The sequence below is a fragment of the Sphingorhabdus sp. genome, from assembly GCF_040079335.1.
Lineage (GTDB): Bacteria > Pseudomonadota > Alphaproteobacteria > Sphingomonadales > Sphingomonadaceae > Sphingorhabdus_B.
In genome coordinates this window covers 1-11,977 of sequence record NZ_JBEBKL010000006.1, presented here as the reverse complement: position 1 = coordinate 11,977, position 11,977 = coordinate 1, and the positions used below count along the sequence as shown (strand labels likewise).

Genomic DNA, 11,977 nt, shown 5'->3' with positions numbered 1-11,977 from the left:
CCAACCCCGTCAACAGTGACTTGCAACAGCATATGGGGTTCCAGTGAGCGCATTTGGCAAACGACCGGGATTGAACAACAGTCGACCTGCGTTCGGCGTCGCCCGCCCCATGTCCGGCGGTTCAGGCGCTGCATCAAATAATCCGACGACGGCGCCATCGGCCTATCGTCCAGAGCAGGGCGGAGCCCCGATGCCACCCGCAGGCGGGGAACAATTCCCGCCGATCGACGCACTCGACATAAATGCTGCCTCGGCGCCGATGAGCGACGCCATGTCGCGCCTCGCCGAACGTGCTGCCGGTTCAAATGAAGTGGTAGCAGGTGGCGAAGGCTTTGAAGCCTCGGTGCACAAGATCAAGGAACAGGTTCTTCCGCGCCTGCTCGAACGTGTTGACCCCGAAGCGGCTGCCACACTCAACAAGGAAGAGTTGACTGAAGAGTTCCGGCCAATCATTCTTGAGGTGCTCGCCGAACTCAAGCTGACGCTCAACCGTCGCGAACAGTTTGCGCTGGAAAAGGTGCTGGTCGACGAACTGCTCGGTTTCGGTCCGCTCGAAGAACTGCTGAACGATCCCGATATTTCGGACATCATGGTCAACGGCCCGTTCCAGACCTATGTGGAAAAGAAGGGCAAGCTGCAGATCGCCGGAATCCAGTTCCGCGACGAGGAACATCTGTTCCAGATTGCCCAGCGCATCGTCAACCAGGTCGGCCGCCGCGTCGACCAGACCACGCCGCTCGCCGACGCCCGCTTGAAGGACGGCAGCCGTGTGAACGTCATCGTCCCGCCGCTGTCGCTGCGCGGCACCGCAATCTCGATTCGTAAATTCTCCGAAAAGCCGATCACGATCGATATGCTCAAGGGCTTTGGCTCGATGAGCGAACCGATGGCGACGGTGCTGAAAATCGCCGGTGCCTGCCGCATGAACATCGTCATCTCGGGCGGTACGGGTTCGGGTAAAACGACCATGCTCAATGCCTTGTCGAAGATGATCGACCCGGGTGAACGCGTGCTGACGATTGAAGACGCGGCCGAACTTCGCTTGCAGCAGCCGCACTGGCTGCCGCTTGAAACCCGCCCGCCAAACCTTGAAGGCGATGGCGCGATCACCATCGGTGACCTTGTGAAGAACGCCCTGCGTATGCGCCCTGACCGCATCATCCTCGGCGAAATTCGTGGCGCGGAATGTTTTGACCTTCTCGCCGCCATGAACACCGGTCACGATGGCTCTATGTGTACGCTCCACTCCAACAGCCCGCGCGAATGCCTTGGCCGTATGGAAAACATGATTTTGATGGGCGACATCAAAATCCCGAAGGAAGCGATTTCGAAACAGATCGCCGATTCGGTCGACTTGATCGTGCAGGTAAAGCGTCTGCGCGACGGTTCGCGCCGCACCACCCAGATCACCGAAGTGATCGGGATGGAAGGCGATGTCATCGTGACGCAGGATCTGTTCAAGTTCGAATATCGCGATGAAGATGCCGATGGCAAGATCATTGGCGAATTCGTCTCTGGCAGCGTGCGGCCCTATACGCTGGAAAAAGCGCGCCAATTCGGCTTTGACCAGCCTTATCTCGAATCCTGCCTGTAACGCCTGCTCAATTGGCGGTGCGAAGCGAATTCTTCTTGCATCGTTAAAGCATGCTGCATTAGCTTGAACTTTCCGGAATTCATCCGGGGAGGAAAGTTGCATGAAAAAATTCACGAAAGTAGCGGTCGCTGCGATTTTGCTTGCCCCGCTCGCTGCGTGCGGTGGTCAGGAAGCTGACAAAGCTGCCGAAGAAACCGGCGAAGCTGTAGAAGCCACCGGCGAAGCCGTAGATGCGGCTGCTGAAGAAGCCGTCGACGCTGCTGAAGGCGCTGCCGATGGCGATGCCGCAGCCAAGGCTGGCGACACCATGAAGGATGCAGCCGGCGATGCCGCAGCTGCAGCTGGCGACGCTGCTGCAAAGGCCGGCGATGCTGCCAAGGCAGCCGGAGACGCCGCCAAGGAAGCTACCAAATAAGCATTCCACAAATTTCAAGAGGGCCCGCCCGGCATGCCGTGGCGGGCTTTCTTTTTGCGCATGGAAATGGTGTTGTTGCCCAATCGAGCCCGTAAGGGGTGGCAAGGCCGAATATACCAGCCTTCCGACGCCGAATTGGCGTCTAAAGACTGGTGCACCCGACAGGATTCGAACCTGTGGCCCCCAGATTAGGAATCTGATGCTCTATCCTGCTGAGCTACGGGTGCGCCGACTTCGCCTTAGCTGCGCCGCTTGGAAGCGTCAATTTTTGGCTTCGGGGGGCACGAAAGGCAGGGGCAATGGAGCGACCGATATGCCCTCATCATGCAATTCGCGGGCATCGTCGATCGTGGCGCTTCCGTGAATGATCCGGTCGGGCGAATCGCCATAGTGGATCGCGCGCGCTTCATCGGCAAAGCGATCGCCAACCCAATCGGACTTTTCCAGCATCTTTGCCTGCAACTGCGCGACTTTACCGATCATTTCGACCATTTCGGCAGGCATTTCGGGCATATTGGCCAGTGCGACCGCTTCGGCCCCATCGTCATTCTTGCGTATGGCAGGCACTTGATTGCCCTTGCGCCCGACATTGGCGGCCATAACGGCTTTGCCAACTTCCGGATCGCCACAAACCGGGCAGGCCAACAGCCCCTCCGACTTTTGCTTGTCAAAATCGGATGAGGATCCAAACCAGCCTTCAAATCTGTGTTCGCCTGCCTTGCAGACGAGATCATAGGCAATCATGCGGTCAATGCCCCGCCAGCATCGGATCGAGCTTCCCGGATGCGTCGAGTGCCATCAATTCATCGCATCCACCAACATGGTGGCCGTCGATAAAGATCTGCGGCACCGTTGTCCGCCCGTTCGAACGAGCCAACATATCTTCGCGCGCTGACCCGCCGCTCGCATCGCGTTCGGTATAGGAGACTCCTTTAGCGTCGAACAGCGCCTTGGCCCGATAGCAAAAGGGGCAGGCAAATTTGGTGAAGATTTCAACATGCGCGCTCATGGATTTTATGTGGGAGGGCTTGGGCCGCTAGTCAAGTGCAGGCTTAGGCCGGTAGTCCGGCCTCAAGCGCCTCGGGCAGCACCCTGGCCCAACAGAAAATCGTGACGCTGGCGGCACCAGCCTTTAGCAGGGTTGCAACACATGCATCGGTCGTCGCGCCGCTGGTGTAAACATCATCGACCAATATGACAGGCTTGCTGGAAATCCGCGCGCTCTGCCGTTCGTTGATTGCAAAGGCGCCCTTGACCATCGCCGCCCGCTCGCGCGCCGATAATCCGCCCAGCGCCTGTGTGCGCCGCGTTCGAACGAGAGCATCGGGGCAATGTTCGAGCCCTGACATCCAGGTAAGTTCTTGGGCAATCAGTGCAGACTGGTTGTAGCGCCGCCGCCAGAGCCGTGTCCAATGCAGCGGTACCGGCACTAACACGGCATTATCAGGCACATCCGCGAGATAGCGGCGCAACTGGCCGGCAATAAGCTTTGCAAGACCAATTTTGCCGCCATGTTTCAGTTTTAGCGCAATCTCACGTGAAATGTCGCCATAGGCAACCGCTGCCTTGATGCCCGAATGGCGGGGTTTCTGCGCCATACATCCAGCGCATTGTGCCCGGTCATCGACCGCAAAGGGAAGCGGTAGATCGCATGTGAAACAGGCGGGTTGGGACAGGAAGTTCAGCTGTTGCCAGCATTGCAGGCAAAACTGGTTCGCCCCCGAAGCAATAACACCGCATGCCGGGCAGCGCGGCGGCAAGGCAAAATCCAGTATTGCATGCAAGGGAAAGGTCAAAGCCTGCATATCCCCCTTGTCGGCCATTATCGTGCAGGGCACAAGCAGCGACATGCAAGTTGCCAGCCCCCAGGAAATCTTTGACCGCCGCCGCCGCTGCGCCATGCGTGAACGTGGTGCACATCGGAAAGGCGCAGGGCATTTTCTTTGGGAGTTACTGGCCGACGATCTGATCGACCGACTCAACTGCACTACGCGGCAGTTCGACAGGGCTCTGATACTGGGCCCGCTTGCCGGGCAAGCAGAGGAAACTTGGGGTGGAAAGGCCGCCGATTTGGTCTCGCTTCCTTTTGCCGAAGAAGATCGGCTTGGCATCGATTCAGGCAGTTTCGATCTCGTCATCGCGGCGGGCACGCTCGACAGTGTCAACGATCTGCCCGGCGCCTTGGTCCAAATACGCAGGGCATTGCGACCGGACGGGCTATTTCTCGGCGCGATGTTCGGGGCAGGCACACTTGCCAGTCTGAAAAGAGCGATGATGATCGCTGATGGCGACCGCACAAGCGCCCATGTTCACCCGCAGATCGAGCTGCGCACTGCTGCCGACCTGCTCGCACGCGCCGGCTTTGCGTTGCAGGTGGCGGACAAAGTCGAAACCAATGTCCATTATGGCGACTGGCGGACCCTGATTGCCGACTTGCGCGACGCAGGGATTGGCAACAGCCTTGCCGGACCCAAGCCTTATCTCGGGAGCTCCTATCCCGCCCGGCTGGATGCAGCATGGGCCACTTTGCGCAATGCCAACGGAAAGGTACGCGAACGGTTTGAGTTTCTGCATCTCAGCGGATGGGCGCCCTCCCCCGACCAGCCAAAGCCTGCTGCGCGCGGCAGCGGCAAAGTCTCGCTAACGTCCGTATTTGAAAAGACCGGTAAGAATTTACGCCCTTAAAATCTGCTGCAGCAGTGCAAGCAATGGGATATCCGCAGGCGGCATAGCCAGATTTTCCATTTCAGTTAGGGCGAACCATCCCAACTCCTGTCCTTCGACAGCGCGTGGCTGCCTGTCCCATTCGCGGCAGGTATAAAGCAGCAGAAGCAGATCTTTGCTGCCGATTGCGGCACTTGCAAAGCAGGCTGGTGTCAATTTTTCGGGATCGACACTTATGTCAAGCTCCTCAGCCAGCTCTCGCGCCAGCGCCTGCTCAGCCTGCTCGCCCGCCTCCAACTTCCCACCAGGAAATTCCCAAAGGCCCGCCATTTCCCTGCCTTCCGGCCGTTTTTGCAGCAGAATTCGGCCATCGGAACGAAGCAAAGCGGCGGCGGCCACGATCAACATTGTCGGATTTTTTTTCAACTTCGTTCCCGCTGGAAAGTTTTTGTTAACGCCTTTGTGGAAAAAAGCGAGCGTCGTCACCATGACATGAAGAGGACCAACTCATGTTGAAATTTTTTCGAGGCATCGCAAGTTGCCAAATGGGTGCGACGGCAGTGGAATATGGGCTGATTGTGTCATTGATCGTGATTGCCATCATGGCTTCGCTCGGCAATGTCGCAGACTCCACTACCAATATGTGGAATGGCGTTACGAACGACATTACCGACGCCAGCGAGTAATCGCCGGGTTAACGATTTGGTAGGAGAGTCTGTTTTATCAGTTCGATGACAGTTGGAATTTTATCTGACTGCCAGGGTGAATAGTTGAACAGGAGACCTGAGATGAAAATGATCAAAAAGCTTTTCAAGAATGAAAAAGGTGCAACCGCAATCGAATACGGCCTGATCGCCGCTCTGATCGCCGTCGCTGCAATTACTGCAATGTCGAGCCTCGGTGACAATCTGTCGAACACCTTCAACGACGTGAACAACGAACTCGACGGCTAATCCGTCAGGTTCGCTCGATCCAAACGGATCGGACGTCTGAGAAAACGGGGCGGGAACCAATTGGTTTCCGCCCTTTTTCTATGAAATTCCGAATGATGCATTAACCAATTGGCGACCAATTGTTGGTAGCGATAGGCTTACAGTCACAAAATATAGCACCCGAAAAGGCGCCATGAACAAACCGGTTGATCCAATGGAAACTGAAAACGCCAAAGACAAGCCGCGAGCGCAAGATCGCAACAGCTTGTTTATGATGGCAGTTTTGCGCTTCCCCTCGAGCGGAACTCAGGGTGAAGTGCGGGTGCGGAATGTATCATCGGGCGGCCTGATGGCTGAAGCGCCCGTGCAAGCGGTTCGCGGCGAGCCCGTTGAAGTCAATCTCAAAAATTTGGGGTGGGTGACCGGCAAGGTCGCCTGGATCGCAGAATCGCGCTGTGGCATTGCCTTTGACTATCCGATCGACCCTAAAGCGGCACGACAGCAAATTGGCGGTAACAGCAACGACGAGAATATTCCGCTCTATCTGCGCAAATTGAACAATCAGGCGCTTGCACCAAAAGCGCCTCTGCGCCGACTTTGACGGTTCACACGCTGAGGCAGTAGATATCGACCGGTACGGTCAGCGCATCGATCACGCGCGCGACCGGAAATGCCGATTTCTTGCCCTCTTCGATAGCCTGTTCCAGCACTTTCTGCTTTTCGGCACCATTGATGACCAACATCGTAGTGCGCGCCTCGACAATCGCTGGAACTGTAAGCGTGACCCGGTCGACTGGCGCTTCGGGTGGGAACGGATCCGGGCGAACGCCGATCGCACGAACCCCCTTGGCGGGATTCAACGCCTCTTCATAATCGGATCCCGGAAAAATTGACGCGGTATGCCCGTCAGCGCCCATGCCCAGCCAGACCAGATCGAGCGGCCAGTGCAAATCCGACAGCCGGGCGTTGGCAGCACTTCCTGCCAGCTTATAGTCCGCAGCCTCGCTGTTGAGCGGCAATACGCGAGCACCTTTGGGCAGGAAAATCTTGGCGAGCATCGCGACATTGGACAGCGGATCGCTGACCGGAACGAGCCGTTCGTCAGTCGGAATGATGGTCACGCCCTTCCAACGCAACGGGGCCTGAGCCAGTTTCTCGAGGATCGGCTTGGGGGTATTGCCACCGGGAAAGGCGACCAGCGCCTGTCCACGCGCATCCAAAGCGCTTTCGATGATGAAAGTTACATCGCCGACGACACCGTCGATAAACTCTTCGGCCGAATCAAATTCCCACCACTCGATTTCTTCGGCCATATATCTTTTCCCTTAGTCTAGCGCGCCAGCGCAGCGGCGGCGCGCGCCGCGGCCTCTATCGCCGCAGCATCGGGGGTTCCTTTAGCAACAAGCCAGCTTCCGCCAACACATAAAATCTCGGGAACCGCCAGCCAATCTGCTGCGGTATCTTGCCGAATGCCGCCGGTGGGGCAGAATTTGCACTGACCAAAGGGGCCGATCAACGATTTGAGCGCCGGAAGGCCGCCATTGGCTTCTGCCGGGAAGAATTTGAAATGGGTAAGGCCAAGATCGAGCCCGCGCATGATATCGCCTGCATTGGCGACGCCGGGAAGGAATGGAATGCCCTTGGCGACGGCTGCTGCACCCAGCGGTTCGGTAAGCCCCGGAGACACGATGAACTCGCTACCCGCCGCAATCGCGCTTTCGAGACCGACAACGTCGACGACGGTGCCTGCACCAACAATCGCGCCCGGCACCTTCTTCATTTCGCGGATGGCATCAAGCCCGGCCTCCGTGCGCAGCGTCACTTCAAGCACGCGCAACCCGCCCGCGACCAGCGCCTCGGCAATCGGCTTGGCGTGCGCCACATCTTCGATCACCAGAACGGGGATCACCGGCGCGGTGCGCATGATGGTTTCAATGGGTTTCATTGGGTGTCCTTATCCATGCTGGCGGGCAAAGGCCGCCGCCGCCCCGAACAGCCCGGGCTGCGGGTGGGTGATCAGTTTGACCGGAATCCCGGCCATCAAGCCTTCAAAACGCCCTTTGGCGCGGAACCGTTCGGCAAAACCCGACCGCAGCAGCGTGTCTTTGATCCGCAGACCGAGCCCGCCAGCAACGACAACCCCTGCAAAGCCACCCTGTGCCAGCGCGATATCGCCTGCAATGCTACCGAGCGACAGGCAAAAACGGTCGACAGCTGCGGCCGCCAGACTATCCTCGCCCGAAGTGCCAAGCGCCCACAATTCCTTGTCATCCAGTTGCTGGATCGCCCTGCCCTCTATACCGGCGAGCGTTTCGTAGATCTCGAGCAAGCCTGGCCCCGAAACAACGCGCTCGACCGAGACCCTGCGATAGCGTTTGCGGAGCTTCGCCAGCACCGCATCCTCGATGCTGTCGAGCGGCGCGAAATCAATATGCCCGCCTTCGGTTGCCTGCACATGATAATGGCCACCCGTGCGCAACAAATGCGCAACGCCTAAACCGGTACCGGGACCGATGATGCTTATTGTGCCTGTCGCCGCCAGCGGCTGATCCGGCCCGCACAGATGGACGAAATGCTCGGCATCGGCTTGAGCCACGGCATGGCCGACCGCTTCGAAATCATTGACCAGCGTATAGGCGTCGACCCGCAGCTTCTCCTTGATCAGCGCGGGGCGGATGATCCACGGATTGTTGGTGAACTTGATCACCTCGGCGTTGATCGGACCAGCGATTGCGATGGCAACGGCCTGCGGGATCGGTTCGTCGATCATCTCGTCAAACGCCTCCCACGCCGTCTGGAACGACGCATGTTCGGCGGTTTTCATGGTCACGGGTTCGCCAAGCGAGACCACTTTGCCGTCCGCGACTTGTGCAAGTGCAAAGCGCGCATGGGTGCCGCCGATGTCAACGGTGACAAGTCTCATAAGTCCCCCTCCCGCTTGCGGGAGGGGAGAATATTGCACAGCGCTCACAGCCCCGCCTCCGCCAGCATTGCCGAGCCGCCCTTTTCGGCCTCATCGGCAAAATGGCGCATGATCGCAAAGAGTTCGCGGCCTACGCCTGGTTCGAAAGGTGGCTGCTTTGCATGTTCGCGCACATCCCATTCGGCAGCATCGACCAACGCTTCCAGACTGCCTCGGTTGGCACACAGGCGGACGACATCGCCATCGCGCAACTTTGCGAGCGGGCCGCCTTTGACAGCTTCCGGGCTGATGTGGATGGCGGCAGGGACCTTGCCCGAAGCGCCCGACATGCGACCATCGGTGACAAGCGCGACCTTGAAGCCTTTATCCTGCAGCACGCCGAGCGCAGGGGTGAGTTTGTGCAGCTCCGGCATGCCATTGGCTGCAGGCCCCTGAAAGCGGACGACAACGACAACATCGCGTTCCAGCTCGCCTGCCTTGAACGCGGCCAGCGCATCATTCTGATCGCTAAAGACACGGCACGGCGCCTCGATGGTCCAACGGGCTTCCTCGACCGCGCTGGTCTTGAACGTGCCGCGCCCGAGATTGCCCTGCACCAGCCGCATCCCGCCATCGGGCGAAAAGGGGTTTGCAACGCCGCGCAGGATGGTTTCTTCACCGGATTGCTTGGGTGCCGGATCCCAGACCAAAGCCTCGCCATCCATCCGCGGTTCTTGTGCACCGGCGCTTAGCCCGCCGCCATAAACGGTCATGATGTCATCATGTGCAAGACCCGCCTCTACCAGTTCGCGGATCACAAAGGGCATGCCGCCAGCGGCAGCGAAATAGTTCACATCGCCCGCACCATTGGGATAGACGCGCGCGATCAATGGGACGACCGCCGACAGCTCGTCCATATCCTGCCAGTCGACGATGATGCCTGCTGCGCGCGCGATCGCAGGCAAGTGCAGAACATGGTTGGTCGATCCACCGGTCGCCAGCAGCCCGACGATTGCGTTGACGATCGCCTTTTCATCGACGCATTGGCCAAAGGGACGGTAATCCTCGCCTTCCCAACCGATTTCGGTAATCCGGTGCGTCGCCGCGCGGGTCAGTTCCTGCCGCAGCTTTGTCCCGGGATTGCAGAAGCTGGAACCGGGCATGTGGAGGCCCATCATTTCCATCATCATCTGGTTCGAATTGGCAGTGCCATAAAAGGTGCATGTGCCTGCGCCGTGGTAGGATGCGGCCTCTGCCTTTAACAGTTCTTCGCGTCCTACCTTGCCCTCGGCGAACAATTGCCGGACGCGCTGTTTTTCCTTGTTGGCAAGGCCCGAAGGCATCGGTCCCGCCGGGATCAGGATCATCGGCACATGGCCGAAACGCAGCGCTCCGATCAACAGACCGGGTACGATCTTGTCGCAAAGGCCGAGCAGCAGCGCGCCTTCGAACATGCCGTGACTGAGGCCTATGGCTGCGCCCATGGCGATATTGTCGCGGCTAAACAGTGACAATTCCATCGACAGCTGGCCCTGAGTCACCCCGTCGCACATCGCAGGCACGCCGCCTGCGACCTGCGCCGTCGCGCCTCTTTCGCGCGCCCACAATTTGATCTGTTCGGGGTAGCGGCCATAGGGCTGATGCGCCGACAGCATGTCGTTATAGGCGGTGATGATCCCGATATTCATCGCCTTGCCGCCGCGGATCGCGGTCTTGTCGTCCCCGCTCGCGGCAAAACCATGCGCCAGATTTCCGCAGGAAAGTGCAGTCCGGTTGACCCCGGCATCACGGGCGCGGGCGATGAGGTCGAGATAGGCGGCGCGCCCCGGTTTCGACCGTTCGATGATCCGGTTGGTAACCGCCTCGACAACTGGATGGGGCTTATTCATGCCAGCTCACCCCGTCGCGCTCGACCAAGGCGATGGCCGCATTGGGCCCCCATCCACCCGCACCGTAATTTTTGGGTTTCAGGCCGGTGTCTGCCCAAAGCTTGCGGATCGCATCGACCCAGGTCCATTGCGCCTCCACCTCGTCGCGGCGGACGAACAAAGTCTGGTCGCCTTCGATCAGATCGAGCAGCAACCGTTCATAAGCGATGCGGCGGCGCGAACCGGCAAAGGCAGTCGTCAGCGACAGGTCGAGCGGCACCTCGCGCAAAGTAACGCCGCCACGATCAAGCCCCGGTTCCTTCGCCATGACCAGCAGGCGGACATATTCCTCGGGCTGCAGGCGGATGATCAAAGCATTGGCCTCCAGCCGCCCGCCGCGATCCTTGAAGATATTGTGCGGCACCGGCTTGAACTGGATCACAATCTCGCTGCGCCGCTCGGCGAGGCGTTTGCCGGTGCGCAGATAAAAGGGCACGCCCTGCCAGCGCCAATTGTCGACAAAGGCCTTGATCGCGACAAAGGTTTCGGTGTCCGAAGGCTTGCCGAGATCGCTGTCATAGCTTGTAACCGGTGCGCCCTTGACCGCGCCTTCGCCATATTGGCCCGTAACAACATCACCTTCCTGAACCGCACGCAAGGCGCGGAGCACCTTCACCTTTTCATCACGAATTGCGGTGGAATCGAGATTTGCCGGAGGTTCCATCGCGGTCAGCGCGACCAGTTGCAGCATATGATTCTGCACCATATCGCGCAGCGCGCCGGTATCGTCGTAGAAACCTGCGCGCCCTTCAAGACCCACCGTTTCGCTGACGGTGATCTGCACATGCTCGATCGCATTGGCGTTCCAAAGCGGCTCGAACAGCATGTTGCCGAAGCGCAGCGCCATCAGGTTCTGCACCGTCTCTTTGCCGAGATAATGGTCGATGCGGAAGGTGCGGTTTTCGGGGAATACCGCGTTGACGGCGTCGTTGATCGACCGGCTGGAGGCCAGATCGTTACCCAGCGGTTTTTCCAGACCGATGCGGACATTGTCACCGGCAAGGCCCGCCGCATGCAGCCCCTTGATTGTCGGTTCGAACAGAAAGGGCGCGGTCGACAGGAAGATCGAAAGGCCTCCCGAAATGTCGCCAATCTTGTCGGCGAGTGCCGCAAACCCTTCGGGCTTTGACGCATCGAGCGCCTGATAGTGCAGCCGCGTCAGAAAGGTGTCGATCTTGCCTTCGTCCTTGCGGTCATCGGGCAGGAATTCGCACAAGGCTTCCTTGGCAAAGCTGCGGAAGCTTTCATCGTCATGCTCGCTGCGGGCGGTTCCGAAGATGCGCAGATTGGATGCGATCAACTCGTCCGAATGCAGCGCATAAAGCGAAGGCAGCAGCATCCGCCGCGACAGATCGCCGGTCGCGCCGAACAGCAAAAGGGTCTCGCTATGCTGGCTCATTTCAGTCCTTCTCCCAGCCGCATGGTCGCGCGCCTTCGACAACCATATAGCAGCGATGTCAAATGGCTAGGAGGGGCGGAAAGCGTTTATTCGTATGTAACGATCACCTTCTCCCCTCCTCTTCAGGGGAGGGGCAGCGAGAC

15 protein-coding genes, 1 tRNA gene and 1 pseudogene are annotated in these 11,977 nt (G+C 58.9%); 6 read left to right on the top strand and 11 right to left on the bottom strand.

Annotated features, from left to right (window positions below; translation table 11 throughout):
* Positions 1-43 precede the first annotated feature (43 nt).
* Both ABL922_RS03330 and ABL922_RS03325 read left to right on the top strand, forming a co-directional pair.
* The gene (locus ABL922_RS03330) at positions 44-1,594 is read left to right on the top strand and encodes a CpaF family protein (protein ID WP_349022780.1); all 1,551 of its coding nucleotides are present in this window, start codon (positions 44-46) and stop codon (positions 1,592-1,594) included.
* 100 nt (positions 1,595-1,694) lie between these two features.
* Positions 1,695-2,009 (top strand): hypothetical protein, encoded by a 315-nt coding sequence (locus tag ABL922_RS03325; RefSeq protein ID WP_349022779.1) that lies wholly within the window; start codon positions 1,695-1,697, stop codon positions 2,007-2,009.
* Positions 2,010-2,159: 150 nt separating this feature from the next.
* Here the strand turns inward: ABL922_RS03325 and ABL922_RS03320 are convergent.
* From ABL922_RS03320 to ABL922_RS03300, 5 genes and pseudogenes are all read right to left on the bottom strand, one after another.
* Positions 2,160-2,236: transfer RNA gene (locus ABL922_RS03320), tRNA-Arg, on the bottom strand.
* A gap of 34 nt (positions 2,237-2,270) precedes the next feature.
* A complete protein-coding gene (locus ABL922_RS03315; RefSeq protein WP_349022778.1) occupies positions 2,271-2,753 on the bottom strand; it encodes a DUF1178 family protein in 483 nt (160 codons plus the stop codon).
* Between the two features lie 4 nt (positions 2,754-2,757).
* Positions 2,758-3,018: a glutaredoxin 3 gene (grxC, locus tag ABL922_RS03310; protein ID WP_349022777.1), complete on the bottom strand. Its 261-nt coding sequence runs from the start codon at positions 3,016-3,018 to the stop codon at positions 2,758-2,760.
* A gap of 43 nt (positions 3,019-3,061) precedes the next feature.
* Positions 3,062-3,607, bottom strand: a complete 546-nt coding sequence (locus ABL922_RS03305; RefSeq protein WP_349022846.1) for a ComF family protein — start codon at positions 3,605-3,607, stop codon at positions 3,062-3,064.
* Positions 3,608-3,616: 9 nt separating this feature from the next.
* Positions 3,617-3,814 (bottom strand): annotated as a pseudogene (locus tag ABL922_RS03300) (double zinc ribbon domain-containing protein); the annotation flags it as partial.
* 7 nt (positions 3,815-3,821) lie between these two features.
* On the opposite strand from ABL922_RS03300, the gene ABL922_RS03295 reads away from it, so the two are divergent.
* Positions 3,822-4,694, top strand: a complete 873-nt coding sequence (locus ABL922_RS03295; protein ID WP_349022776.1) for a methyltransferase domain-containing protein — start codon at positions 3,822-3,824, stop codon at positions 4,692-4,694.
* Here the strand turns inward: ABL922_RS03295 and ABL922_RS03290 are convergent.
* Positions 4,683-5,081: a (deoxy)nucleoside triphosphate pyrophosphohydrolase gene (locus ABL922_RS03290; protein ID WP_349022845.1), complete on the bottom strand. Its 399-nt coding sequence runs from the start codon at positions 5,079-5,081 to the stop codon at positions 4,683-4,685. The two genes, ABL922_RS03295 and ABL922_RS03290, sit on opposite strands and share 12 nt — an antisense overlap.
* A gap of 137 nt (positions 5,082-5,218) precedes the next feature.
* On the opposite strand from ABL922_RS03290, the gene ABL922_RS03285 reads away from it, so the two are divergent.
* From ABL922_RS03285 to ABL922_RS03275, 3 genes are all read left to right on the top strand, one after another.
* On the top strand, positions 5,219-5,359 hold the full coding sequence (locus tag ABL922_RS03285) for a Flp family type IVb pilin (protein WP_349022775.1): 141 nt from the start codon (positions 5,219-5,221) through the stop codon (positions 5,357-5,359).
* Between the two features lie 102 nt (positions 5,360-5,461).
* Positions 5,462-5,626 carry a Flp family type IVb pilin gene (locus tag ABL922_RS03280; RefSeq protein WP_349022774.1) on the top strand — a complete coding sequence of 55 codons (165 nt, stop codon included), beginning with the start codon at positions 5,462-5,464 and terminating at the stop codon, positions 5,624-5,626.
* A 172-nt stretch (positions 5,627-5,798) separates the two neighbouring features.
* The gene (locus ABL922_RS03275) at positions 5,799-6,206 is read left to right on the top strand and encodes a PilZ domain-containing protein (protein WP_349022773.1); all 408 of its coding nucleotides are present in this window, start codon (positions 5,799-5,801) and stop codon (positions 6,204-6,206) included.
* 4 nt (positions 6,207-6,210) lie between these two features.
* On the opposite strand, the gene pgl is transcribed toward ABL922_RS03275, so the two are convergent.
* The 5 genes from pgl to zwf are packed head-to-tail and all read right to left on the bottom strand — an operon-like array spanning position 6,211 to position 11,834.
* Positions 6,211-6,918: a 6-phosphogluconolactonase gene (pgl, locus tag ABL922_RS03270; protein ID WP_349022772.1), complete on the bottom strand. Its 708-nt coding sequence runs from the start codon at positions 6,916-6,918 to the stop codon at positions 6,211-6,213.
* A 17-nt stretch (positions 6,919-6,935) separates the two neighbouring features.
* Complete coding sequence (eda, locus tag ABL922_RS03265; protein WP_349022771.1) at positions 6,936-7,550, bottom strand: bifunctional 4-hydroxy-2-oxoglutarate aldolase/2-dehydro-3-deoxy-phosphogluconate aldolase; 615 nt, start codon at positions 7,548-7,550, stop codon at positions 6,936-6,938.
* 9 nt (positions 7,551-7,559) lie between these two features.
* Positions 7,560-8,528, bottom strand: a complete 969-nt coding sequence (glk, locus tag ABL922_RS03260) for a glucokinase (protein WP_349022770.1) — start codon at positions 8,526-8,528, stop codon at positions 7,560-7,562.
* Positions 8,529-8,572: 44 nt separating this feature from the next.
* Positions 8,573-10,396, bottom strand: coding sequence for a phosphogluconate dehydratase (gene edd / locus ABL922_RS03255; RefSeq protein WP_349022769.1), 1,824 nt, complete (start codon positions 10,394-10,396; stop codon positions 8,573-8,575).
* Positions 10,389-11,834: a glucose-6-phosphate dehydrogenase gene (gene zwf, locus ABL922_RS03250; RefSeq protein ID WP_349022768.1), complete on the bottom strand. Its 1,446-nt coding sequence runs from the start codon at positions 11,832-11,834 to the stop codon at positions 10,389-10,391. Before zwf ends, edd begins: the two co-directional genes overlap by 8 nt.
* Between the last annotated feature and the right edge of the window lie 143 nt (positions 11,835-11,977).